A 22,449-nucleotide genomic window follows, 5' to 3' on the forward strand; every position below is an offset into this window, starting at 1 on the left:
AGTTCCCGAACATGGCCGGAAATATGATGAAACGCGGAGTCAGCCTCCGTACAGCTCTGTACGGCGCCTTCTACCTGTGTCTCTTCGGCCTTCTACGAACGGTCAGGCCGAGACGATGCCGTCCAGCTTCCCGGACTTGGCTTCCTCGACCAGCGACGAGAACTGGTCGGCACTCATCTGCACCCGTTGCCCGAAGTCGTCCGTGAGGACGACCCGGCGCTCGGCCGGGGCGGCGGGGTCGACGAACAGTTGCGGACAGCCGCAGTCGCAGTTGCCGCAGAAGGTCGCCACCGGGTCCAGGCCGTCAATCCCGTGGATGTCGCTCATCGTTCACAACCTTTCGCGATCGTGGGCGCTCACCGGTGTGACCGCCCGGGACCAGCCCCCAGCGCACCGCTCGGGGCCGACATGGGGATACCCGCTCCGTCCGGCCCGTCCACCGGGGCCCGATGATCGAAGGCGATCAGCGGATCGCCGGTCAGCGGATGGTCCACCACGGTCGCCCGGACGCCGAACACCTCGGCGAGCAGAGCGGGTTGCAGTACCTCGCGAGGTGGGCCCGAGGCGACCACCCGGCCGTCGTGCAGGACGTGCAGCCGGTCGCAGACGGAGGCGGCGGCGTTGAGGTCGTGCAGCGACACGAGGGTGGTGCGGCGCTGGGCGCGCAGCAGGGCGAGCAGTTCCACCTGGTGGCGGATGTCGAGGTGGTTGGTGGGCTCGTCCAGGACCAGGACGTCCGGCTGCTGGGCGAAGGCGCGGGCCAGCAGGACGCGTTGGCGTTCACCGCCGGACAGCTCGGTGAAGCGACGCCCGGTGTGCCGCTCCATGCCGACGTCCCCGAGGGCGCGGGCTACGACGTCCCGGTCGGTGGCGTCCTCCCCGGCGAAGGCCCGCTTGTAGGGCGTACGGCCCATGGCGACGACCTCGCGGACGGTCAGCTCGAAGTCACCGCCGCGCTCCTGCGGGAGGGCGGCGACATGGCGGGCCGATCGGGCAGGTGCCATCTCGCCGATGTCGGTCCCGGCGAGCAGCACCCGTCCGGCGGTGGGCTTCAGGTGCCGGTACACGGTGCGCAGGAGCGTGGACTTGCCGCTGCCGTTCGGACCGACGAGGCCGGTGATCTCCCCCTCGGCCGCGATCAGGTGGGCGCCGGCGACGACCGTACGGCCCGCGTACGCGACGTGCAGGTCCTCGATGTCGATCCTCAATGTCCGCTCCCCCAGATCCCCCGGATCCCCCAGCTCTCCCAGATCCTCAACTTCCGCTCCCCAGACGCCGGTCCAGCAGATACAGCAGGGCCGGAGCACCGATCAGCGAGGTGACCACGCCGACCGGCAGCTCCTGGGTGTCCATCGCCGTGCGGCAGACGATGTCGACGACCACCAGCAGCAGCGCCCCGAACAGCGCGGAGACCGGCAGCAGACGCCGATGGTCGCCGCCGACGACCAGACGGCATACGTGCGGCACCATCAGCGCGACGAAGGCGATCGCCCCCGAGACCGCCACCAGGACGCCGGTCAGCACGCTGGTCACCGTGAACAGTTCCCGCCGCAGCCGGGTGACGTCGATGCCGAGCCCGGCCGCGGTCTCGTCGCCCATCAGCAGGGCGTTCAGGCCCCGGGCGCGTGCCTGGAGGCACAGCCAGCCGGCCGGCACCGCGACCGCGGGTACCGCCAGCAGGTCCCAGTTCGCGCCGCTTAGGCTGCCCATGAGCCAGAACAGCACGCTGTGGGTCTGCTGTTCGTCCCCGGCCTGCAACACCAGGTAGCTGGTGAACCCGGACAGGAACTGCCCGATCGCCACCCCGGCCAGCACCAGCCGAAGCGGCGCGAATCCCCCGCCCCGCCGGGCCACGGCCCACACGAGCGCGAAGGTGGCCAGAGCTCCGACGAAGGCCGCCCCGGACAGTCCGAGTCCCAGCGCCCCGCCGGCCCCGAGACCGAGGACGATCGCGGCGACCGCGCCCAGGGAGGCGCCGTTGGAGATGCCGAGGAGGTACGGGTCGGCCAGCGGGTTGCGCACCAGCGCCTGCACCGCCGTACCGACGAGTCCGAGCCCCGCGCCGACGAGGGCCGCCAACAGGGCTCGGGGGACGCGGAGTTGCCAGACGATCAGGTCGTCGGTGCCGGGGCGCGGGGCCTCGCCGGACAGACGGCGCCCGACCACGCTCCACACCTCACCGGCTGGGATGGACGTCGAGCCCCAGGACACCGCCGCGGTGAGGGTGGCGAGCAGTCCCAGGGCGAGGGCCAGCGCCAGCGGTCCGGAGGGGACGGAACGCGTACGCGTACGCTCCTGTCCCTTCTCCGTGCCCTTCCGGCCGGCCAGGGTGTCGACCACGGTCAGCCGACCTTGCCGGGGTACAGGGTCTTGGCGATCTCCTCGACCGCGTCGGCGTTGGTGACACCGGCGATGGTGGTCCGCTCGGAGCCGATGCGCAGGAAGCGGCCCTCCTCGGCGGCCTTCAGGCCCTTGGTGGCGGAGTTCGATTCCAGCCACTTCTGCGCCTCGTCGAAGGCCTTCTGGTTCGCCGCGTCGCTGCCCCGGTCGCGCACGCCGAGCTGGATCCAGTCCGGGTTCTTGGCGATCACGTCCTCCCAGCCGACCTGCTTGAAGTCACCGTCGCAGTCGGCGAAGACGTTGCGCGCCCCGGCGAGGCCGATGACCGCGTTGGCGACCTGGCGGTTGCAGACGGCCATGGGCTGCTTGGTGCCGGCGTCGTAGTCGAAGAAGAAGTAGGTGGGCCGCTCGTCCTCGGGCGTGCCCCCGACCGCCTTCTGGACGGCGTCGATCTTCTCCTTCATCCCGGCGACGAGTTCCTTCGCCTTCGCGCTGGTCCCCGTGACCGCGCCGAGCGAGGTGATGTCGTCCTCGACGGCGGAGAGATCGGTGACCGGGCTCTTGCTCATGGCGGCGCAGGCCGTCGACTTCAGGAAGGTGTGCTTGATGCCGGCCGCCTCGAACTCCTCCTCGGTCGGGGCGTCCCCCATTCCGCCGCCCATGTTCATCGAGGCGAAGGTGTCGATGTACAGGTCGGCGCCGGAGCCGAGGAGCTTCTCCTTGGGGATGACGGTGTCGCTGAGCACCTTCACCCGCTGTGCCTGCGCGTCGAGTTCGCCGGGCAGGGTGCCCTTGCCGGGCGGGAAGCCGGTACCGATCACCTTGTCCCCGGCGCCCAGCCGGAGCAGCAGCTCCAGGCTGGAGGCGTTGCTGGTGACGATCTGCTTCGGGGCCGAGGCGAAAGTGGTCTTCGCGCCCGTGCAGTCGGTGACGGTGACCGGGTAGTCCGCGGAGTCGCCCTTCCCTGCGGTGGGGCCCGCCTGGTCGCTGTCCCCGCTGTCTCCGCTCCCCTCACTGCCGCAACCCGCCGCCAGCAGGCCGCCGAGCACCGCAGCCGTCGTAGCCCGCCACACACGAGAACGCATCGAAACTCCCCGAATTCACTGGACGCACAGGCGGATCTCCGCCGCCCGATCCAGTAGTCGGGGCGAACCCGGTGTCAGTTCCCGGCCGGGGGAACTGACACCGGGGCTCCCGGTCAGGCGGCCACGGCAGCCGGTTCGGCCGCGGTCACGGTGTCCGCCTCGGCCTCGGTCAGCAGCTCGACGAGGGTCGCCCGGGCGCGGGCCACGCGCGAGCGGACCGTCCCGACGGGGCAGTCGCTCATCTCGGCCGCCTCCGCGTAGGGCAGGCCCGCCAACTGGGTCAGGACGAACGCCTCGCGGCGCTCGTCGGGCAGCGCGTCCAGCAGGTCGAGCAGGGCGATGCCGTCGTCGAAGCCGGGCAGTCCGGTCGGCTGGGCGCGTTCCGCCAGCAGCGTCCAGTCGTCGGTGTCGCTGAGGCGTGGCCGGGCGGCGGCGTACCGGTGGCTGTCGATCACCGCGCGGCGCGCGATGGACAGCAGCCACGCGCGTGCAGAGGATCGGCCCTCGAACCGGTGCAGGCTGCCGAGCGCACGCAGGAACGTGTCCTGCGCCAGGTCGTCGGCGGCCTGTGGATCGGCGGACAGATGGGCCACGTACCGCACGACATCGCGGTGCAGCGAGCGGACGAAACGGTCGGTCGCGTCCGGGTCACCGCCGCGGGCGGCCAGCGCCCAGGCGGTCGTCGACTCGTCGCAGGAGGCCGTTTTGGAGGGGGTGTCCGCCTTCGTGTGTCTCACGCGGGTCACACGTGAGGAGGGCAGGGCAGGAGTGATCACCTGAGTCCTTCTCGGTAGACCGGACTTCGGCACGGCGGCGACGGGCACGACGGTGACGCCGTCGGATACCAGGGCGCGCGCAGACGTACGGCGCGCCGTACCGGAGGTGTCCGGGGGTACGGGACACGGCCGTACGACAGGTACGACCGTCGGCCCGAGGCACGGTCGGCGTCGACTGCTCGACACCGGTACGGCGGTCGCCACTGCGGGCATCCGTGTCCGTACGGCCTCGGGGAACCGGCTGTCTCAGACGACAGCGGTCCCCGCCGGGGGCCCCCGAGAGGTGATCGTGTGAACGAGCGGCAGCAGCCGCGGCGCCCGGTCGGAACGAGCGCGATGCGGACGCAGACGCGGGCGGTGCGGCGGCACGGGCAGGACGAGCGACAGCCGCAGCGGGGCGGCCAGCCATCCGGCGACGGCCCGCAGGATCCGGAACGCGGCACGCTCACCGTGACCCAGCCACAAGCCGCACAGCAGCGCGGCGAGGGTGTGGGCGGCGAGCATGCCCAGGGAGGACATGCTCGCCATGTCGTGGCTCATGTCCATGTGACCTACGGACATGTTGCCTACGGACATGTTGCCTACGGTGTCTCTTCCGGACATGTGGCCCGCGGACATGTGGCTCATGCCCATGTGTCCCATGTCCATGGAGCCCATGTGTGCCGAGCCCATGTCGCTGGAGCCCATGGCGTGCCCGGTGCCGGTGGCCCCAGGGGCCAGGGACTGCGCGTACTCGAAGGCCGCGTGCAGTCCGCCCTGGGCGGCGACCACGACGGTCACGACCAGCGGAAGCCCGCGCTCGCGGCCGGCCAGGCACCAGCCCGCACCGCCCGTGAGGAGGACACCGGCCGCCAACGTCCACCAGGGGACCGTCGCGCCCGACATCAGTACGTGGCCGAGGGCAGCGAGCAGCACACAGACGGCCGCGAACACCGCGGCCCGAACCGTGCGCACACACCACCCAGCAGTCATGACGGCCCTCATCCTCGCATCCTGGGCCCGCTCGTCACGGGTGGGTACGCACAGCACCCCCGTCCCGCACTCAAGCCCAGAAGAGTGATACAGGACACACCGTCACGAGGGAACCGTGCGCGCACGCTGACCGACTAGTAGAGGTGAAGGTCTCGCTGTGCGCGGCCGGCCTCACGAGTCGTCAGCCCTCGCCGGGGCGGACCACCACCGCCGACACCTCGACCCGCCCGCCGTGCTCGAAGTGCAGCGTGAACGGTACGAGGTCACCCGCCCGCCAACCCGGCTTCGCCCGCAGTGTCACGTCCAGTCCGAACGGGGACATGTCCAGGCCGTCGCCGGCCGGGACGCTGGCCGAGTCGACCGTCTGCGCGTAGGCCATGCGGCCGCTGGTCATGCGATGCCTGCTGAGCGTGGCCTCTCCGCCGACGGCGGACGACGTCACCTTCAGGAGCCGATCGTCTGCGCCCCCGGTGTTGGTGATCCGGAAGAACGCGGCGGTGTCCCGGACGTCGCCGAACGGCAGGAAGACCCGCCCTTCGGTCACCGCGATCCGCGCCGGGCTGCCCGCGCTGCCGGAGTTCACCCAGGTGGTCAGCGCGCCCAGGGCGACGCTGCACGCGGCGATCGGGGCGAGTGCGGCGAGCAGGCCGTCCCCGATACGGCGACGGGTCGGGCGCCAGTCCCGGGACTCGGTCCGCCGCTCGGCCGTGGATGTGGTCATCGGTTTCCCTTCTCGTCACCCATAGGCCTCCGGCCCCGGCCCTGCCCCCGAACCTGATCCTGGCCCTGGCCCTGGCCCTGGCCCTGGCCCTGGCCCGCTACACGCTCACGCCCTTGCGCCGGCCCCGGCTGCCACGCCCGCAGCCGCAGGCTGTTGCCCACCACGAGCAGTGAACTCACCGACATGGCCACGGCGGCGACCATCGGGTTGAGCAGGCCGACCATGGCGAGCGGCACGGTCACCGCGTTGTAGCCGAAGGCCCACAGGAGGTTGGCGCGGATCGTGCCGAGGGTGCGCCGGGCGAGCCGTACGGCGTCCCCGAGGGCTTCGATGTCGCCGCGCACCAGGGTCACGTCGGCGGCGCCGATCGCCACATCCGTGCCCGTGCCCATGGCGATGCCGAGGTCGGCTCCGGCCAGTGCGGCCGCGTCGTTGACGCCGTCGCCGACGACCGCGACCCGGCGGCCCTGCTCCCTCAGTTCCCGTACGAGGTCGGCCTTGTCCTCGGGGGTGCAACGTGCGTGCACCTCCTCGATACCGAGTGCGGAGGCGACCGCCCGGGCCGGTGCCTCGCGGTCGCCGGTGGCCAGCACGGGGTGCACTCCGAGGCGTCGCAGCCGGTCCACGGCCCGGTAGGCGCCGGGGCGTACGACGTCGCCGATCTCGATCAGCGCCTCCGTCGCCCCGTCGACCCGAACGAGCACCGGTGTGTGCGCGGCGGCCTCCGCCACCGGCAGGGCGTCCGCGAGCGCTGTGGGCAACTCGTCGTCCGGCGCGAGGACCTCCACCAGCCGACCCTCGACCCGGCCGTGCACGCCCCGGCCCGCCTCCGCGCGGAAGTGGGACACCTCGGGCAACGGCCCGGCCAGGGTCCTGCGGGCGTACGCGACGACCGCGCGGCCCAGCGGATGTTCCGAGCCCTGCTCCACCGCCCCGGCCAGCCGCAGCACGGCCTCCTTGCCCAGCCCGCCGGGAACTGCCGTGACACGGGCGACGCTCATGTGCCCGGAGGTGAGGGTGCCGGTCTTGTCGAGGACGACGGTGTCGATGTGCTGGAGCCCCTCCAGGGCCTGCGGTCCCCGGACCAGGACGCCGAGCTGGGCGCCGCGTCCGGTGGCGGCCATCAGCGCGGTCGGTGTCGCCAGGCCCAGCGCGCAGGGGCAGGCGACGACCAGGACGGCCACGCACGCGGTGATCGCCGCCTGCGGATCCGCCCCGGCCCCGAGCCAGAACCCGAGCACGGTGACGGCCAACGCCAGCACCACGGGCACGAACACCCCGGCCACGGCATCGGCCAGCCGCTGCGCCCGTGCCTTCCCGGCCTGAGCCTCCGTCACCAGCCTCGCGATTTGCGCTAGTTGGGTGTCCGCGCCCACGGCGGTGGCCCGTACGAGCAGCAGCCCGCCCTCGTTGACGGCACCGCCCACGACCGCCGAGCCGGGCCCGACCTCGACCGGTTCGCTCTCGCCGGTGACGAGCGACAGGTCCACGGCGGAGTTGCCCTCCACCACGGTCCCGTCGGTGGCGACCCGCTCGCCGGGCCGCACGACGAAGGCCTGCCCGACCGCCAACTCCTCGATCGGGACCAGGCGTTCGGTGCCGTCGTCCTCGCGCACCGACACCTCCTTGGCTGCCAGCCGCGCGAGGGAGCGCAGTGCCGCACCGGTGCCGTGCCGCGCCCGTGCCTCCAGGAAGCGCCCGGCCAGCACGAACAGCGGGACGCCGACGGCCGCTTCGAGGTACAGGTGCGCGACGCCGTCGGACGCGGAGGTGAGCAGGCTGAACGGCATCCGCATCCCCGGCACGCCCGCACCGCCCAGGACCAGGGCGTACGCCGACCAGGCGAAGGACGCCACCACGCCCAGGGAGACCAGCGTGTCCATGGTCGCCGTCGAGTGCCGCAGCCCGCGCAGCGCCCGCACATGGAACGGCCAGGCACTCCACACGGCGACCGGCGCGGCCAGCACGAAGCACAGCCACTGCCAGTTGCGGAACTGCCAGGCGGGCACCATCGACAGCACGAGCACCGGCATCGCGAGCAGGGCGGTGACCAGCAGCCGGACGCGCTCCTGCCGTACGTCGTCGGACTCCCGCTCACCCGAGGGCTCCCGCTCACCCGAGGACTCCCGTTTCTTCGGAGGCTCGGGCAACGCGGCGGTGTATCCGGCCTGTTCGACCGTCGCCACCAGTTCCTCTGGGCGGACGTCCGGCGGGTGGCTCACCCGGGCTCGGCCGGTGGCCAGATTGACCGTCGCGGTCACGCCGTCCAGCTTCGCGAGCTTCTTCTCCACCCGCCGCACGCAGGCCGCGCAGGTCATTCCGCCCACGGTCAGGTCCGTGGTGGTCATCGGGAGGGGCGGTTCGATGGCCATCAGTGGCCGCCCCCGTGCCGCATGTCCATATCCCCCGTGTCCCCCAACTCCCCGGTGTCCGCGCCGCCGCCGCTCGTTCCCGAGCGGTGCATGCCGGGCGCGACCGGCCCGGCGGCGGATCCGACGGCGTACGACACCGTGAAGATCAGGGCGAGCAGCAGCAGAAACCCGCAGAGAGCGGGTGGCACAAGTTGGGGTGCTTTCATCGACGGCCTCCTGACGCACGTACCGCTTCAGGAGTCGGGCGCGGAGGGCAGGGAGTTCCCGCCCGCCGTCTCAGATGGAGTTCCAGGCCCGCCGTCTCAGCCGGACTTCCCCGGCCGCCGTCTCAGGCAGCCCCGCCGCGCCGGCTCCTGAACCACCACACCCCGGCGCCGAGTACGACGACGGCCGCGCCGATGCCGATCGGCAGGGCCACCGGCATGCCGTCGTCACCGTCGCTCTCGTCCGCGACAGCTTCCGCCGAAGGGGACGACGGCGCGCTGGTCGAGGGCGCCGCCGTGGTCGGTTCCTCGGTGGGGGTGGGGCTGACGGCCTTCGCGCCGGGTGCGGCGGCCTTGAGATCCAGCCGCGGCGCGGGGTGGCCGTGCCCGTGGTCGTCGCCCTCGCTCTCCTCGTCCAGTTCGATCCAGCGGTCCACCTGACCGTCGCTGTACGACTGCAGGGTCTTGAAGACGAGCGTCTTGGTGTCGGGCAACTGCCGTACGGAGACGACGTACTCGGCGTCCTCCCCGACCGCGAGCTTCGGCCCGGACACGGTGTAGCCGCGATCGGTGGGGGCGAGCTTCCAGCCCTTGGGGCCTTCCTTGTAGGTGATGTCGGCCGGGGTGATGCCCTCGGGCAGGATCACCTCCAGCTTGCTGATCCCGGCGGAGCCGGACTCCGACTCCGCGCTGAACGTCAGCGCGACGTTCTGGTCGAGCGCCCGGGCGCCCTCCGCCTCGACCTCCGCGTGCGCCGCCGCCGGTCCCGCGAGGGCTACGGCGGCCGCGAAGGCGACCGCGGTGAGGGCGCCGGTGCGGCGCAGGGTGCGGGTCAGGGTGGGGCGGGGCACGTGTGACTCCCTCGTACCGGTGATGTGGTCGCTGCATTCAAGCGCAGGGGAGTCCGCAATGCGAGGGGCGCCGGTCGAGGCGACGGGCGCTCGTCAGCGCGGAGGGCTTTCGGCAACGCGCAGGCCTCTCGTCATCGCGAGGGTTCCTCCGCCTCGCGCGGGTGGCGGAGGCAGGAGGCGACGACCAGGAACGGCCAGAAGGACTGGATGGCCGTCACCAGGCGTTCAGCGGCCCCGTCGGCACCGTCGTCGTACATCTCGATCACGAACCAGGCCGCGCTCACGAACATCAGAGCGGTCGCGATGAAGGAGGGCACGGGCCTCAGTCCCCACGGTGCCGCGCCACCGCGGTCGGCGGCCAGAACCGGCCACACCGCCAGCAGTGTGAAGGCGACCGCGACCGCCGAAGCGTGGCGCAGCGAACCTCCGCTGCTCGGCGGCGGGACCAGCGCCACCACGAACGCGGCCGCTCCTCCCGCGCCGAGCGCGACCCGGCCGGGCAGTGCGGCCGGGCGCAGGCCCAGGGCGGTGATCATGTGGCAGACACCCAGGGCGGCCAGCGCCGCGTTCATCACCCAGAATCCCGCGGCACCGGAGGCCGCCAGAGCGCTGATCGGCTGCGTGGCGGGGTCGTAGGCGGGCCCTTCGAGCAGCGCCGCGAACGTCCAGCCGGCGATCAGCACGGCAGGTGCACATCCCGACGACAGCAAGGCCCATCTGGGGACATATTGCATCAAGCCACCGTAAAACCCCCTTAGTCGATCCCGTCACGCACACGCCGCGTCGCCAGACCACCGGAGGCCCGACCCTTCGAGGCGGAACTCGAAGACGGGCGTCGGCCCGAACGCCTGCCGGTACCAGGTGGCCTGTGCGGCCAGGTCGCGTACGTTCAGGCCCACATGGTCGACCCGGCCGACCGGGATCCGCTCCTCCAACTCGGCCTTCGGCCTTTGACCGGAACAAGAAATGCGCCGGAGAAGGGGCATCGGGGGTTTGTATGGCTGGTATGCGGCGAAGGGGAACGGCCGTGCTGCCGTCGAACGCGTCGGCCTGAATCGCCAGGACGCGCCAGAGTGCGCCACCCCTTCCGGCACATAGAAATATCCATCAGCATGAAGGGCCCTGATCGGGACGGCAGGGCAGAGAGTGCTGGGGGTTGGACATGCAGGGCACCATGGGGAAGCAGGCCGTCGAGTGGCTCGCCGCGGCCGCCACGGATCCTCGCTCGTGCAAGCGGCAGTGGGACGAGGGCGCGGACGCGGTCCTGTTGGAGGCCGGGCAGCTGTGGGACGTGCTCTCCGTTCCCGAGCACCTCGGCCTGGCCGCCCTGGATCTCCTCAGACGTGCCCGACAGCGGGCCTCGGGCCCCGTGTTGGTGAACTGCGGGGCGCGCAGGGTGGGTTTCTTCCTGCCGCCCGATCCGGTCACCCGGTGGGTCGGGCCCGGCGTACGCCATGTCGGCAGGGGATCGTGGGTCGCCGTACCGCCGCCCGACCGGTCCGCCGGCTGGCGCCTGGAGTGGCTGCTGCCGCCCGACGGCACCGGCGCCCTGTACGACCCCGGCCTCGTGGAGCGGGCGCTGCGCCAGGCGTGCGGCACGGCGGCGGCCCCGGGGCGCCTCAGTCGGGTGTGGGCGGGGCGGAGACGCTGACGCGCCCGCCACTGCCGCGCCACTCCCACAGCTCCACCGGCCCGGGAAGGCCGCGGGGGACGACGACGGCCGGTACGCGCTCCGTCGCCTCGGCCTGCTCGTCGCTCTCCCGTGCGGCCTCGATCGCCCTGACCGGGCCCGTCCACCGCCCGACCGCCCAGGAGGTGACGGCCTGCCCGGGGCCGTCGGCCACGGTGACCGAATCCCACCATGTGTCGCGGCGCCGTGGCACGGCACGGCCGTTGGCCTGCCACTCGGCGACCAGCGCCGCGTAGATCGACGGCTGGGTCCGGACACCGGTGACCGGTACGACGTACGTCACGGGTGCGGCATCGCCTCCGAAGACGCGCCGCGCCGACTCAATGCTGTCCATGCCCGGGGCAACGCCGCGGTGTGCGCCGGTGGTACGCCGTTGGCCCCCGCGACCACCCAGTCGGGTGAGCCGGTCCCCCGGATGGAGCCGTGGTCTGTTCGACCCACCCTCCGCGTTCTGTTCGACCCGCCCTACGCCCACCATCGAGACAGGAGCCGCTTCCATCGACGGACGACAGTACGTTCCCCCCTTCTCCGGCATCCGCGACGGGGCCGACGCCGACACCACCGACGACTGCCCGTGGTGCGACGCCCTGCGCGAGGCGGGCCGGCCGCCGACCGACCAGCCGTCCAGGCCTGCGGGACGGCGGCACGACCCGTATGTCTCCGGCGCCCAGTACGACGACTGGTGAGGCCGGGACAGCTCACAGTTGTCCGTCGAGGTCCTGCTCCGTGCGCTGGTGCAGCTGGGCGGCGAGTACGGCGACGTCGTCCTCGGCATGCCGGGCGTCGAGGCGGGCCAGCACCGTGTCGATGACGTCCTCGACCCCGGCGGTGGCCTCGAATCCGACGCCGGCCAGCCGGTCCAGGGAGTGGTCGATGTCCTCGCCCCGGTGCTCGACGAGCCCGTCGGTGAACAGCACCAGCGTCTGCGTCGGGTCCAGCCGGTAGGTGGCCGGCTCATAGCCGCCCAGGCCCGTGCCCAGGGGTGGGCCGACCGGCACCGGCAGCAGTGAGGTGCGGCCCTCCGCGTCGATCACGGCCGGGGGCAGATGGCCGGCGCTGGCGAAGGTCACCTGGCCGCGGTTGGGGTCGACCCGGGCGATCAGACAGGTGGCCGGCCGGCGCTCGGGCTCTGCGGAGGCACCGTCGTCGAGCTGGCGCAGCACCCGGTGCGGCGGAAGGTCGGCGGAGGCGATGTAGCGCAGCGAGGAGCGGTACGCCGTCATGTCCACGGCGGCCTCAAGGCCGTGCCCCATGACGTCGCCGACGACGAGCAACGTCCGGCCGAAGTGCAGCCGGACCGTCTCGCACCAGTCGCCGCCGACCAGTGCGCTCTGCCCGACGGGCAGGTAGCGGATGGCGACGTCCAGGTTCGGGTGCGGGCGGCCGGGTTCGGCGAGCAGGGCCCGCTGGAGCTTGCCGACGATGCCCGTGACCCGCTCGTGCTCCCGGGCGTGCCGGATGTGGGAGGCGGCGCGCTCGGCGAGGAGGGCGAGCAGGCCGGTCTCCGCCGGGGTGAAGGGCGCTCGGTCGCGGGCGCAGACCAGCCCGCCGTACGAGCGCCCGTCGGTGGCCAGGGGAACGCACAGCGCCGACCGGACACCCCCGGACGCCTCGGCGGGAATGGTGTCCGCGGCCTCCCTCGGGGCGCTCGTTCCGCGTGTCGCGGCCATGGCCCACTGGACGTCGGGCAGCAGCTCCGGGTCGCCGTCGACGGCCTCGTACTCCGCCCCGGTCTCGCTCCCGACCCGCAGCACCGCCGCGGTGCCGCCCACCTGCCGGACGGCCTCCCGGGTGAGCTCGGCGCAGGTGGCGTTCTCGTCCAGCGTGGTGCCGATCCGGGCCACCGTCGCGCGCAGCGCGGTCAGCCGGGACGACACTCCGAGGTCCTCCTCGGGAACGCCGGCGGAAGCGACGGGAGCCACCGTCGCCGGCCTGCGAAACAGCTGAATCCAGCGCACCACAACAAACACCCTAGATCGGGGACAAACGGAGGGATGGCCCGGCGTACTCCGCCGACGCGGGGGCGCACGCCCTGCTCTCTGCCTGTTTGGTGCGCGGGCGCTCGCCCCATACGGGGAATTGAACTGCCGACGTATGGCCGCGGCACCGGCCACCCGGTGCACTGAGGGCCCACCGGTCATCGCACCGAGGCTCCACCGGTCATCAGGAGGCATTTCTTGGCGCTCATGGAGTGGACGAAGTCAATGGAGTGGCTGGCCGCGGCGTCGGAGGACCCCGGCGCCTGCAAGGAGGAGTGGCAGAACGGCATCACCGGGGTCGCGCTGCTCGCGGCCGGACGGTTCTGGGACGTGCTGATCGTGCCGGAGCAACTCGGCCTGCGCGTCGCCGATCTCCTGGAGGAACTGCCGCTGCTCGAACCGGGGCCCAGTCTGCTGGACACCCGACGCCGTCATGTGGGGTTCTTACTGCCCCCGGAGCCGCAGACCGTGTGGATCGGCACCGGTGTACGGCTGCTCGGCGCGGGGACGTGGATCACCGCTCCCGCCCCGCACTGCCGCTGGGGCACGCTGCGCTGGCTCGTCCCGCCGGACGGCAGCGGCACCCTGACGATGCCCGAGGTCCTGGAAGTGGCCCTGCAGCGCTGCGCGGACGAACTGTCCCGCCTCCAGGGCCGCCCCGCGCCCTCCGGACACAGCCGGACGGCATCGGAGGACGGGCAGGTCAGCGGCCCGCAGATGGTGCGCCAGTGCGCGGTGCGGGGATACCCGCAGCCCTGACCTGCCCCCCGTCGACACCAGTCAGCCCAGGAAGCTCAGCCGCACCTGCCGGTTCGGGTTGTCCCGGTTGGTGTCGACGAGGCACACCGACTGCCATGTCCCGAGCTCCAGGCGTCCGCTCAGCACCGGCAGGGTCGCGTGCGGTGGGACGAAGGCCGGGAGGACGTGGTCGCGGCCGTGGCCGGGGCTGCCGTGCCGGTGCTGCCAGCGGTCGTCGGCGGGGAGGAGGGTGTGGAGGGCGGCCAGGAGGTCGTCGTCGCTGCCGGCGCCCGTTTCGATGATCGCGATGCCGGCCGTCGCGTGCGGCACGAAGATGTTCAGCAGGCCGTCGCGGCCTCCCGCCGCCTCCCGCAGGAAGGCCTCGCAGTCGGCGGTGAGGTCCACGACCCGCTCCGAGGAGCCGGAGGCGACGTTCAGAACTCGGGTGGTGAAGGCGTCTGACATGCCCTCCATCCTCGCCCATCCACCGGAGTTCGCAGCCAAGGAGACGACCCCGGGTGGCGGTCGAGCCGTGATACGCAAGGTCCACTTCGCGAGACACCGTTGACCGTCGCCACGCAGGCTGGCTACTTTCAGCGGCATGTTGCGTTCAGCCCTGCTCACCACGCGCGGTCACATCGACCTGCTGCGGGTGGCCTCCGCCGCGTGTCGCCGCGGCTGCTGACGCCCTTTTTCCTCTCACAGCTGCCACCTCCGCCGCCTCACGGCACCGCTCCACCCGCACGTCTGACGTCCCCGTGAGACGTGGCGGCGCCGAAGCGCATGCCCCCATCGGCCGCTCTCCCCCGTGGAGCACTCATGAGCATCAGCCACGCCCCACCCGACTCTTCAGAGCCGGATATTTCCGATATATCCGGTGACACAGTCGTCAAGGCCGCCACCACCGCGACCTCCACCGCCGCCTCCACCCCCTCCCCACCCGACCTCGAACCCCTCGTCCCCACCTCCTCCCGCCGCACGCACGTCCCCCGCTGGCTGCGCCGCACCTCCGGCCCCGTCCTGCTCCTCGCCCTGTGGCAACTGCTCAGCAGCACAGGCGTGTTGACCGCCGACGTCCTCGCCTCACCCGGCCGCATCGCCCAGGTCGCGGGCGATCTGATCGCCGACGGGTCGCTGTCCTCGGCCATGGGCACGTCCCTCACACGGGTCGCCGCGGGGCTGGCGCTCGGCACCCTCGTCGGGACCGGACTCGCCCTGGTCTCGGGCCTGTTCCGGATCGGCGAGGACCTGGTGGACGCACCCGTGCAGATGCTGCGGACCGTGCCGTTCGTCGGGCTCATCCCGCTGTTCATCATCTGGTTCGGCATCGGCGAGGCGCCCAAGGTCGCCATCATCACGCTCGGCGTGACGTTCCCGCTCTACCTCAATGTGTACGCCGGTATCCGCGGCGTGGACTCCCAGTTGATCGAGGCCGGTGAGTCGCTCGGGCTGTCCAGGTGGGGGCTGGTACGGCACGTCGTGCTGCCCGGCGCACTGCCGGGGGCCCTGACCGGCCTGCGCTACTCGCTCGGCATCGCCTGGCTGGCCCTCGTCTTCGCCGAGCAGGTCAACGCCGACTCCGGCATCGGGTTCCTCATGGTGCAGGCGCGGGACTTCCTGCGGACCGACGTGATCGTCGTCTGCCTGATCGTCTACGCCTTCCTCGGCCTGCTCGCCGACTTCATCGTCCGCTCCCTCGAAAGGCTGCTACTGCAATGGCGACCGACGTTCACCGGCCGGTGAGCCCCCAGGCCACCCAGGCGGGGCAGGCCGCACAGACCGCGCAGGCCGTGCATGTGGCGGGGCTGACCCGCTCCTTCGACGGGCGCGCCGTCATCGACCGGCTCCATCTCGACGTCCGGCCGGGCGAGTTCGTCGCCCTCCTCGGGCGCAGCGGCTGCGGCAAGTCCACCCTGCTGCGCATCCTCGCCGGTCTCGACCGCGACATCGAGGGCACCGTCCTGGTGCCGCGCCGCAAGGCCGTCGCCTTCCAGGCGCCGCGGCTCATGCCGTGGAAGAAGGTGTGGCGCAACGTGCTGCTGGGCCTGCCGGGCAAGCCCGGGCGCGCGGTCGCCGAGCAGGCGCTGAAGGAGGTCGGCCTGGACCACCGTACGGATGCCTGGCCCAAGACCCTCTCCGGCGGTGAGGCCCAACGGGCCTCCCTCGCACGGGCGTTGGTCCGCGAGCCCGATCTGCTGCTGCTCGACGAGCCGTTCGGCGCGCTCGACGCGCTCACCCGCATCAAGGCCCAGCGCCTGGTGGGCGAGTTGTGGCAGCGGCGCGGCTGCGCGGTGCTGCTCGTCACGCACGACGTCGAGGAGGCCGTACTCCTCGCCGACCGTGTCCTCGTGATGGACGACGGGGTCATCGCGCACGAGCGGCGCATCGACCTCGACCGCCCCCGCGACATCACCGACCCCCGGTTCGCCGAACTGCGTGCCGGCCTCCTGGAGCGTCTCGGCGTCGACACCGCCGCCGAAGCGGCCTGAGCCCCCACCCCCTCCTTCCGCCTCCCTCCTCCCCCATTCCTTCCCCTCCCTCATTCCCACCTCAGTTCCACAGAACGGATCCGTCATGCGACGTCGCCTCGTCCCCGCCGCACTGCTTCTCCCCCTGGCCCTGCTCCTGTCCGCCTGCGGAGGCAGCTCGTCGGCCTCGACCGGCGGCGACACCGACGGATCGGGCTCCCTCACCCTCAACGTCGGTGACCAGAAGGGCGGTTCGGAGGCCATCCTGCGCGCCGCCGGAGAGCTCAAGAACCTCGACTACAAGATCAAGTGGTCTACCTTCACCTCCGGCCCCCCGCTGCTCGAGGCCGTCAACGCCAAGGCCGTCGACATCGGCGGTGTCGGCAACACCCCGCCGGTCTTCGCAGCCGGTGCGGGCTCGAAGATCACGGCGGTGGCGGCGTTCAAGGGCACCTCCAAGGGCGACGCGATCCTCGTGCCGAGCGACTCGAAGCTGACGAAGCCCGAGCAGCTCAAGGGCAAGTCGATCGCGGTGGCGCAGGGTTCCTCCGCCAACTACCAGTTGGTCGCGTCCCTCAAGGCGGTCGGGCTGAGCCTCGGCGACGTCGACGTCAAGTACCTCCAGCCGGCCGACGCGCTGGCCGCGTTCACCGCCGGCAAGGTCGACGCGTGGGCGGTGTGGGATCCGTACACCTCCCAGGTGCTCCAGTCCAAGCAGGGCCGGATCCTGACGACCGGCGACGGGATCACCAACGGCCTCACCTTCCAGGTCGCGGCGCCCTCCGCGCTGCAGGACAAGAAGAAGGCCGCCGCCATCAAGGACTACCTGGAGCGGCTGCGGCGCGCCACGGCGTGGGTGTACGACCACCAGGAGGAGTGGGCCAAGGTCTGGGCGAAGGACACCGGGCTGCCCTACGAGGTCGCGCTGGCCTCGGTGAAGCGCACCAACGCGACCCGGATCTCGGTCGCGTTGGACAAGCCGGTCATCGCCTCCGAGCAAGAGATCGCCGACACCTTCACCGAGCTGAAGCTCATCCCGAAGAAGGTGGACTTCGGGGACTTCGTGGACACGCGGTACAACGGCGATCTGCCGCCGTCGACGACTGAGGACCGCGCCTCGGAAGGTTCGTGACATGACCGTCCGTCTGCATTGGTTCCTGCCGACCGGCGGGGACGGCCGCACCCTGGTGGACCGGCACGCGTACGGGTCCCACCAGGCCGGGAAGCTCAGCGGCGTACGCACCCCCGACATCGACTACCTCGCCCAGATCGCCAAGGCCGCCGAGCGGTTGGGCTTCGAGGCGGTCCTCACCCCGACCGGCACCTGGTGCGAGGACGCCTGGCTGACCACCGTCGCCCTCGCCCAGCACACCGAACGCCTGAAGTTCCTGGTCGCGTTCCGGCCGGGCCTGATCTCGCCGACGCTCGCCGCACAGATGGCGGCGACGTACCAGCGCGTCACCCGCGGGCGGCTGCTGCTCAACGTCGTCACCGGCGGTGACTCGGGCGAGCAGCGCCGCTTCGGCGACCGCCTGGACCACGATCAGCGGTACGCCCGGACGGACGAGTTCCTCTCCGTCGTACGCGGAGTGTGGCGCGGTGAGCCGTACGACTTCCACGGCGAGCACTACCAGGTCGACGGCGGACTGACCGCGCTGCCGCCGGACCCGGTGCCGCAGCTGTTCTTCGGCGGCTCCTCCCCGGCGGCCGGGCCGGTCGCGGCGCGGCACGCGGACGTCTATCTGACCTGGGGCGAACCGCCCGCACAGGTCAAGGAGAAGATCGACTGGATCCGCTCGCTCGCCGAGCGGGAGGGCCGTACGGTCCGCTTCGGGATCCGGCTGCACACCATCTCGCGCGATTCGTCGGCGGACGCCTGGGCGACCGCCCACCGGCTGCTCGACGACCTCGACGCGGACACCGTCGCGGCGGCGCAGGCGGCGCTCGGGCGCAGCGAGTCGGTGGGGCAGCAGCGGATGCTCGCCCTGCACGGCGGCTCCCGTGCCGATCTGGAGATCTACCCGAACCTGTGGGCGGGCGTCGGCTTGGTCCGCGGTGGTGCGGGGACGGCGCTGGTCGGCAGTCATGCCGAGGTGGCCGAGCGGATCGAGGAGTACCACGCGCTGGGTGTCGAGCACTTCGTGCTGTCGGGGTATCCGCATCTGGAGGAGGCGTACTGGTTCGGGGAGGGGGTGATCCCCGAGCTGGCGGCGCGCGGTCTGCTCGGCGGTACGGTCGCGGCAGCCGAGGCCGAGGGCGGTGTTCCGCTGCTCGTCGCGGGCGGGCGCTGACGTCCGGGCCTCCGGGGGGGGAGAGTGCCTCGGGGGAAGATCCGCGCCCCCTGGGCGGTTGGTAGAAGCGTGAACAACACAGAGGCGGTCGAGGCAGTCGACGTGGTCGTCATAGGCGCTGGTCAGGCGGGTCTGTCCAGCGCCTACCACCTGCGGCGCACCGGTTTCGAGCCGGGCCGCGACTTCGTCGTCCTCGACCACTCCCCCGCTCCGGGCGGCGCCTGGCAGTTCCGGTGGCCGTCCCTGACGTACGGCAAGGTGCACGGGATGCACTCGCTGCCCGGCATGGAGCTGACCGGCGCCGTTCCCGAGCGGCCGTCGTCCGAGGTCATCGCCGAGTACTTCGACACCTACGAGCGGACCCTCGACCTGCGGGTGCGGCGGCCCGTGGATGTGCGTGCCGTGCGCGAGGGCCCGGACGGGCGGCTGCTCGTCGAGAGTTCGGCGGGGACCTGGTCGGCGCGGGCGCTGATCAACGCGACCGGCACCTGGGACCGGCCGTTCTGGCCGCGCTACCCCGGGCAGGAGACGTTCCTGGGGCGGCAGTTGCACACCGCCCAGTACCCCGGGCCCGAGGAGTTCGCCGGACAGCGGGTCGTGGTCGTGGGCGGCGGCGCCTCCGGTACCCAGCATCTGCTGGAGATCGCCCAGTACGCGGCGGCCACGACGTGGGTCACGCGGCGTCCGCCGGTGTTCCGCGAGGGCCCCTTCACCGAGGACGTGGGCCGGTCGGCGGTGGCGCTCGTGGAGGAGCGGGTCCGGCAGGGACTGCCGCCGAAGAGTGTCGTCTCGGTCACCGGGCTGCCGCTGAACGACGCCATCCGGCAGGGGCTCGCGGACGGGGTCCTGGACCGGCAGCCCATGTTCGACCGGATCACGCCGGACGGGGTGGAGTGGCAGGACGGGCGGCACATCGCTGCCGACGTCATCCTGTGGGCGACCGGTTTCCGGCCCGCCGTCGACCACTTGGCCCCGCTGCGCCTGCGCGAGCCGGGTGGCGGGATCCGTATCGAGGGGACGCGCGCGGTCGCCGATCCCCGCGTCCACCTCGTCGGCTACGGCCCGTCCGCCAGCACGATCGGCGCCAACCGGGCCGGCCGCGCGGCCGTCCGGGACATCAGACGGTTGCTGTCCGAGGAGACGGTCGCCGCGTGACGTACCGGTTGCCGGTCAGCTGATCGGTGGCCGGGCCCCCGAAGGGCCGCGCCGACGCTCCGTCGGTCACTTCGTCGGCTTCGCGCTCGCCGCCCTCGCCTTCTGCTCGGCGTTGAACTCGGTGACATTGCGCTCGTGTTCCGCGTAGTCGGCCGTGAAGCGGGTGTCGCCCGGCTTGACCGTGACGAAGTACAGCCAGTCGCCCGGCGAAGGGTTGATCGCTGCGCGCATCGCCTCCTCGCCCGGGTTGTCGATCGGTGTGGGCGGCAGGCCCATGCGCTGGTACGAGTTGTAGGGGCTCTCGATCCGGGTGTCGGCCTCGGTGGTCCGAAGGGTGGAGCGGCCCAGCGCGTAGTTGATGGTGGAGTCCATCTGCAACGGCATCCCGCGTTCGAGCCGGTTGAAGACGACCCGCGCCACCTTGCCCATGTCGGTACTGCTGGCCGCCTCCGCCTGGACGATGCTCGCGATGGTGACCGCCTGATAGACGTTCATGGCGTTGCGCTGCGCCCCGGCGGCGATCGGGGCGCCGTTGAACTTCTTGTTCGCGGTGTCGACCATGGCCGACAGCAGGGACTCCGGCGTCGCCTTCTTGCCGTCGCGCTCCAGCGGATACGTCGCCGGGAAGAGGTAGCCCTCGGGGTTGCCCTCGGCGTCGCCCGGCAACTTCAGGTCGAGTTTTTCGAGGGACTTCTTCGTTGAACCCGGCGGCAGGGCGAGGGCCTTGTCGACGGCCTCGTAGACCTGGCTCGCGCGCCAGCCCTCCGGGATCACCACCGAGGTGGGCTTCGGCTGCTCCTTGCCCGGGCTCAGCAGCGGCACCGCCACGGCGGTGCCGGCCACGACGGCGCCGCCGGCGATGAGAGCGATACGGCCCCGGCGTGTCAGTCGAATCGTTCTCCGTGACGGAGTGTTCAGGTACATGCGCGAACGGTAACCCGCGCATGCTTACAAATCCGGCATAACGCTACCCCGTCGGCTCCAGTTGGGCGTCCCGGCGGACCAGCCCCGCATAGCGGCCGTCCCGCTCCAACAGTTCCTCGTGCCTGCCCCGTTCGGCCACGCGTCCGGCATCGAGGACCACGATCTGGTCGGCGCCCCGAATGGTGGACAGGCGGTGGGCGATGGTGAGGGTGGTGCGGTTGGCGGACAGGGCGTCGATGGCCTCCTGGACGGCGTGTTCGGTGCGGGTGTCCAGGGCGCTGGTCGCCTCGTCGAGGATGAGGACGGGCGGGTCGCGCAGGATCGTCCGGGCGATGGCCAGGCGCTGCTTCTCGCCGCCGGAGAAGCGGTGGCCGCGCTCACCGACGACCGTGTCGTAGCCGTCGGGCAGGGCGGCGATGTGCTCGTGGATCTGGGCCGCCCTGGCCGCCGCGTGCAGTTCCTCGTCGGTGGCGTCCGGTTTGGCGAAGCGCAGGTTGTCGGCGACGGAGGCGTGGAAGAGGTACGTCTCCTGCGAGACGACACCGACCGAGCGGGCGAGGGTGTCGAAGTCGAGGTCGCGCACGTCCACGCCGTCGAGGGTGACCCGGCCGCCCGTCACGTCGTACAGCCGCGGCACGAGATGGCCGAGCGTCGACTTTCCGGCGCCGGTCGGGCCGACGATCGCGAGGCTGCCGCCCGCCGGGACGGTGAGGTCGATGCCGTCGAGGATCGCGCCGCTCTTCCCGTCGTACCGGAACTCGACGTTCTCGAACCGGACCTCGCCCTTGACGCGGTCGAGGTGGACGGGGTCCTCCCGCTCGGTGATGTCGATGGGCAGGTCGAGGTACTCGAAGATGCGCTGGAAGAGCGCGAGCGAGGCCTGGATCTGGACGCCGGTGGACAGCAGGCTGACGGCCGGGCGGAACAGGCCCTGCTGGAGCGAGACGAAGGCGACGATCGTGCCGATCGAGACCTGCGGGCCGCCGAGTTGGAGGGCCGTCCCCGCGGTCCAGTAGATGACGGCGGGCATGGCGGCCATGACGATGCCGATCACGGCCATCCGCCAACGGCCGGCCATGTTCGACCGCACTTCGAGGTCGACCAGCCGCTCGGACTCGTCGGAGAAGGCGCTCGTGAGCGAGTCGGAACGGCCCATCGTGCGGCCGAGCAGGATGCCGCTGACCGAGAGCGACTCGGTGACGGTGGCGGCCATCGCGGCCATCTGCTTCTGGCGCTGGGTGGTGATCTTCTTGCGTTCGTTGCCGACGCGGCGGCTGATCCAGACGAAGACCGGCAGCAGGAGCAGCGAGACGACGGTCAGGCGCCAGTCGAGCGCGATCATCGCGACGATCGTGGCGACCACGCTGGTCAGGTTGGAGACCAGGGAGGTCGCGGTGGAGGTGACGGTGGCCTGCATGCCGCCGATGTCGTTGGCGATGCGGGACTGGACCTCGCCGGTGCGGGTGCGGGTGAAGAAGGCGAGCGACATGCGCTGGAGGCGGCCGTAGACGGAGGTGCGCAGGTCGTGCATGACGCGCTGGCCGACCGTCGTGGAGATCAGGGTCTGCAGCACGCCGAAGACGCTGGTGAGGACGGCGCTGAGGATCATGCCGAGCGCGAGCAGGCTGAGCAGGCCGGTGCGGCCCTCGGGGATCGCGACGTCGAGGATCGCCTTGAGGAGGAACGGCGTGGCAACGCCGACCAGCGACGCGGCGCCGACGAGCAGGCCGACCACGGCGAGGCGCCCGCGGTACGGGCGGAAGAGTCTGAGGATGCGGCGCACCTGCCGGGGCTGTTCCTTCTCCGCGGCGAGTGGTGTCCAGGTGGGTTCCTTGTCGGGGTGCATGGGCTCCTACGGAAGGTGTGGTGATGCGGACTGACGGA

26 protein-coding genes are annotated in these 22,449 nt (G+C 71.8%); 9 read left to right on the top strand and 17 right to left on the bottom strand.

What is annotated here, in order from left to right; all coding sequences use genetic code 11:
* Positions 1 to 102: 102 nt before the first annotated feature.
* The 12 genes from BLU79_RS01985 to BLU79_RS48020 all read right to left on the bottom strand — a co-directional run bounded on the left by BLU79_RS01985 (position 103) and on the right by BLU79_RS48020 (position 10,306).
* Positions 103 to 327 (bottom strand): hypothetical protein, encoded by a 225-nt coding sequence (locus BLU79_RS01985; RefSeq protein WP_093903799.1) that lies wholly within the window; start codon positions 325 to 327, stop codon positions 103 to 105.
* A gap of 29 nt (positions 328 to 356) precedes the next feature.
* A complete protein-coding gene (locus tag BLU79_RS01990; protein ID WP_256333102.1) occupies positions 357 to 1,208 on the bottom strand; it encodes an ABC transporter ATP-binding protein in 852 nt (283 codons plus the stop codon).
* A gap of 46 nt (positions 1,209 to 1,254) precedes the next feature.
* On the bottom strand, positions 1,255 to 2,340 hold the full coding sequence (locus tag BLU79_RS01995) for a FecCD family ABC transporter permease (RefSeq protein WP_093903800.1): 1,086 nt from the start codon (positions 2,338 to 2,340) through the stop codon (positions 1,255 to 1,257).
* Between the two features lie 2 nt (positions 2,341 to 2,342).
* Positions 2,343 to 3,425: an ABC transporter substrate-binding protein gene (locus BLU79_RS02000; RefSeq protein ID WP_093903801.1), complete on the bottom strand. Its 1,083-nt coding sequence runs from the start codon at positions 3,423 to 3,425 to the stop codon at positions 2,343 to 2,345.
* A 113-nt stretch (positions 3,426 to 3,538) separates the two neighbouring features.
* Positions 3,539 to 4,201 (bottom strand): sigma-70 family RNA polymerase sigma factor, encoded by a 663-nt coding sequence (locus tag BLU79_RS02005; protein WP_371131795.1) that lies wholly within the window; start codon positions 4,199 to 4,201, stop codon positions 3,539 to 3,541.
* A gap of 246 nt (positions 4,202 to 4,447) precedes the next feature.
* A complete protein-coding gene (locus tag BLU79_RS02010; RefSeq protein WP_093904190.1) occupies positions 4,448 to 5,173 on the bottom strand; it encodes a hypothetical protein in 726 nt (241 codons plus the stop codon).
* Between the two features lie 181 nt (positions 5,174 to 5,354).
* Positions 5,355 to 5,894, bottom strand: coding sequence for a copper chaperone PCu(A)C (locus tag BLU79_RS02015; RefSeq protein ID WP_093903803.1), 540 nt, complete (start codon positions 5,892 to 5,894; stop codon positions 5,355 to 5,357).
* Entirely contained in the window at positions 5,891 to 8,266 is a 2,376-nt protein-coding gene (locus tag BLU79_RS02020; protein ID WP_093903804.1) for a heavy metal translocating P-type ATPase, read from the bottom strand. Before BLU79_RS02020 ends, BLU79_RS02015 begins: the two co-directional genes overlap by 4 nt.
* Positions 8,266 to 8,472 (bottom strand): hypothetical protein, encoded by a 207-nt coding sequence (locus BLU79_RS02025; RefSeq protein ID WP_093903805.1) that lies wholly within the window; start codon positions 8,470 to 8,472, stop codon positions 8,266 to 8,268. Before BLU79_RS02025 ends, BLU79_RS02020 begins: the two co-directional genes overlap by 1 nt.
* 122 nt (positions 8,473 to 8,594) lie before the next feature.
* Positions 8,595 to 9,320 carry a DUF1775 domain-containing protein gene (locus BLU79_RS02030; RefSeq protein ID WP_093903806.1) on the bottom strand — a complete coding sequence of 242 codons (726 nt, stop codon included), beginning with the start codon at positions 9,318 to 9,320 and terminating at the stop codon, positions 8,595 to 8,597.
* Positions 9,321 to 9,451: 131 nt separating this feature from the next.
* Positions 9,452 to 10,054, bottom strand: coding sequence for a DUF998 domain-containing protein (locus tag BLU79_RS02035; RefSeq protein ID WP_093903807.1), 603 nt, complete (start codon positions 10,052 to 10,054; stop codon positions 9,452 to 9,454).
* A 33-nt stretch (positions 10,055 to 10,087) separates the two neighbouring features.
* Positions 10,088 to 10,306, bottom strand: a complete 219-nt coding sequence (locus BLU79_RS48020; RefSeq protein WP_177000826.1) for a VOC family protein — start codon at positions 10,304 to 10,306, stop codon at positions 10,088 to 10,090.
* A gap of 176 nt (positions 10,307 to 10,482) precedes the next feature.
* Between BLU79_RS48020 and BLU79_RS02045 the strand changes: the two genes are divergently transcribed.
* Positions 10,483 to 10,971 carry a bifunctional DNA primase/polymerase gene (locus BLU79_RS02045; RefSeq protein ID WP_093903808.1) on the top strand — a complete coding sequence of 163 codons (489 nt, stop codon included), beginning with the start codon at positions 10,483 to 10,485 and terminating at the stop codon, positions 10,969 to 10,971.
* Here the strand turns inward: BLU79_RS02045 and BLU79_RS02050 are convergent.
* Entirely contained in the window at positions 10,940 to 11,344 is a 405-nt protein-coding gene (locus tag BLU79_RS02050) for a hypothetical protein (protein WP_143052442.1), read from the bottom strand. The genes BLU79_RS02045 and BLU79_RS02050 overlap by 32 nt on opposite strands.
* Positions 11,345 to 11,408: 64 nt before the next feature.
* Between BLU79_RS02050 and BLU79_RS02055 the strand changes: the two genes are divergently transcribed.
* On the top strand, positions 11,409 to 11,696 hold the full coding sequence (locus BLU79_RS02055) for a hypothetical protein (protein ID WP_093903810.1): 288 nt from the start codon (positions 11,409 to 11,411) through the stop codon (positions 11,694 to 11,696).
* Between the two features lie 12 nt (positions 11,697 to 11,708).
* On the opposite strand, the gene BLU79_RS02060 is transcribed toward BLU79_RS02055, so the two are convergent.
* On the bottom strand, positions 11,709 to 12,887 hold the full coding sequence (locus tag BLU79_RS02060) for a PP2C family protein-serine/threonine phosphatase (protein WP_256333103.1): 1,179 nt from the start codon (positions 12,885 to 12,887) through the stop codon (positions 11,709 to 11,711).
* Between the two features lie 309 nt (positions 12,888 to 13,196).
* Between BLU79_RS02060 and BLU79_RS02065 the strand changes: the two genes are divergently transcribed.
* Positions 13,197 to 13,748 (top strand): hypothetical protein, encoded by a 552-nt coding sequence (locus tag BLU79_RS02065; RefSeq protein ID WP_256333131.1) that lies wholly within the window; start codon positions 13,197 to 13,199, stop codon positions 13,746 to 13,748.
* Positions 13,749 to 13,769: 21 nt separating this feature from the next.
* On the opposite strand, the gene BLU79_RS02070 is transcribed toward BLU79_RS02065, so the two are convergent.
* On the bottom strand, positions 13,770 to 14,192 hold the full coding sequence (locus tag BLU79_RS02070) for a secondary thiamine-phosphate synthase enzyme YjbQ (RefSeq protein ID WP_093904191.1): 423 nt from the start codon (positions 14,190 to 14,192) through the stop codon (positions 13,770 to 13,772).
* Positions 14,193 to 14,328: 136 nt separating this feature from the next.
* Between BLU79_RS02070 and BLU79_RS49820 the strand changes: the two genes are divergently transcribed.
* The 6 genes from BLU79_RS49820 (at position 14,329) to BLU79_RS02095 (ending at position 19,641) form a co-directional block, all read left to right on the top strand.
* The gene (locus BLU79_RS49820) at positions 14,329 to 14,412 is read left to right on the top strand and encodes a putative leader peptide (RefSeq protein ID WP_349817350.1); all 84 of its coding nucleotides are present in this window, start codon (positions 14,329 to 14,331) and stop codon (positions 14,410 to 14,412) included.
* A 134-nt stretch (positions 14,413 to 14,546) separates the two neighbouring features.
* Positions 14,547 to 15,470: an ABC transporter permease gene (locus tag BLU79_RS02075; RefSeq protein ID WP_093903813.1), complete on the top strand. Its 924-nt coding sequence runs from the start codon at positions 14,547 to 14,549 to the stop codon at positions 15,468 to 15,470.
* Positions 15,443 to 16,216, top strand: coding sequence for an ABC transporter ATP-binding protein (locus BLU79_RS02080; RefSeq protein WP_093903814.1), 774 nt, complete (start codon positions 15,443 to 15,445; stop codon positions 16,214 to 16,216). Before BLU79_RS02075 ends, BLU79_RS02080 begins: the two co-directional genes overlap by 28 nt.
* An 85-nt stretch (positions 16,217 to 16,301) precedes the next feature.
* A complete protein-coding gene (locus BLU79_RS02085) occupies positions 16,302 to 17,327 on the top strand; it encodes an ABC transporter substrate-binding protein (RefSeq protein WP_093903815.1) in 1,026 nt (341 codons plus the stop codon).
* 1 nt (position 17,328) lies between these two features.
* On the top strand, positions 17,329 to 18,486 hold the full coding sequence (locus BLU79_RS02090; protein ID WP_093903816.1) for an LLM class flavin-dependent oxidoreductase: 1,158 nt from the start codon (positions 17,329 to 17,331) through the stop codon (positions 18,484 to 18,486).
* Positions 18,487 to 18,555: 69 nt separating this feature from the next.
* Entirely contained in the window at positions 18,556 to 19,641 is a 1,086-nt protein-coding gene (locus BLU79_RS02095) for an NAD(P)-binding domain-containing protein (RefSeq protein WP_093903817.1), read from the top strand.
* A gap of 66 nt (positions 19,642 to 19,707) precedes the next feature.
* Here the strand turns inward: BLU79_RS02095 and mltG are convergent, their stop codons facing one another.
* Complete coding sequence (gene mltG, locus BLU79_RS02100; protein ID WP_093903818.1) at positions 19,708 to 20,565, bottom strand: endolytic transglycosylase MltG; 858 nt, start codon at positions 20,563 to 20,565, stop codon at positions 19,708 to 19,710.
* 43 nt (positions 20,566 to 20,608) lie between these two features.
* A complete protein-coding gene (locus BLU79_RS02105) occupies positions 20,609 to 22,411 on the bottom strand; it encodes an ABC transporter ATP-binding protein (protein WP_093903819.1) in 1,803 nt (600 codons plus the stop codon).
* Positions 22,412 to 22,449: the final 38 nt, after the last annotated feature.

It is taken from the genome of Streptomyces sp. cf386, assembly GCF_900103585.1.
Classification (GTDB): Bacteria; Actinomycetota; Actinomycetes; order Streptomycetales; family Streptomycetaceae; genus Streptomyces.

Coding starts and splice junctions, on each gene's coding strand:
- BLU79_RS02080 (WP_093903814.1), top strand. CDS start 15,443: ATGGCGACCGACGTTCACCGGCCGGTGAGCCCCCAGGCCACCCAGGCG.
- BLU79_RS02000 (WP_093903801.1), bottom strand. CDS start 3,425: ATGCGTTCTCGTGTGTGGCGGGCTACGACGGCTGCGGTGCTCGGCGGC.
- BLU79_RS02075 (WP_093903813.1), top strand. CDS start 14,547: ATGAGCATCAGCCACGCCCCACCCGACTCTTCAGAGCCGGATATTTCC.
- BLU79_RS49820 (WP_349817350.1), top strand. CDS start 14,329: ATGTTGCGTTCAGCCCTGCTCACCACGCGCGGTCACATCGACCTGCTG.
- BLU79_RS02035 (WP_093903807.1), bottom strand. CDS start 10,054: ATGCAATATGTCCCCAGATGGGCCTTGCTGTCGTCGGGATGTGCACCT.
- BLU79_RS02015 (WP_093903803.1), bottom strand. CDS start 5,894: ATGACCACATCCACGGCCGAGCGGCGGACCGAGTCCCGGGACTGGCGC.
- BLU79_RS01985 (WP_093903799.1), bottom strand. CDS start 327: ATGAGCGACATCCACGGGATTGACGGCCTGGACCCGGTGGCGACCTTC.
- BLU79_RS02105 (WP_093903819.1), bottom strand. CDS start 22,411: ATGCACCCCGACAAGGAACCCACCTGGACACCACTCGCCGCGGAGAAG.
- BLU79_RS02065 (WP_256333131.1), top strand. CDS start 13,197: ATGGAGTGGACGAAGTCAATGGAGTGGCTGGCCGCGGCGTCGGAGGAC.
- BLU79_RS02010 (WP_093904190.1), bottom strand. CDS start 5,173: ATGACTGCTGGGTGGTGTGTGCGCACGGTTCGGGCCGCGGTGTTCGCG.
- BLU79_RS02020 (WP_093903804.1), bottom strand. CDS start 8,266: ATGGCCATCGAACCGCCCCTCCCGATGACCACCACGGACCTGACCGTG.
- BLU79_RS02050 (WP_143052442.1), bottom strand. CDS start 11,344: ATGGACAGCATTGAGTCGGCGCGGCGCGTCTTCGGAGGCGATGCCGCA.
- BLU79_RS02025 (WP_093903805.1), bottom strand. CDS start 8,472: ATGAAAGCACCCCAACTTGTGCCACCCGCTCTCTGCGGGTTTCTGCTG.
- mltG (WP_093903818.1), bottom strand. CDS start 20,565: ATGTACCTGAACACTCCGTCACGGAGAACGATTCGACTGACACGCCGG.
- BLU79_RS02070 (WP_093904191.1), bottom strand. CDS start 14,192: ATGTCAGACGCCTTCACCACCCGAGTTCTGAACGTCGCCTCCGGCTCC.
- BLU79_RS02085 (WP_093903815.1), top strand. CDS start 16,302: ATGCGACGTCGCCTCGTCCCCGCCGCACTGCTTCTCCCCCTGGCCCTG.
- BLU79_RS02090 (WP_093903816.1), top strand. CDS start 17,329: ATGACCGTCCGTCTGCATTGGTTCCTGCCGACCGGCGGGGACGGCCGC.
- BLU79_RS48020 (WP_177000826.1), bottom strand. CDS start 10,306: ATGCCCCTTCTCCGGCGCATTTCTTGTTCCGGTCAAAGGCCGAAGGCC.
- BLU79_RS02045 (WP_093903808.1), top strand. CDS start 10,483: ATGCAGGGCACCATGGGGAAGCAGGCCGTCGAGTGGCTCGCCGCGGCC.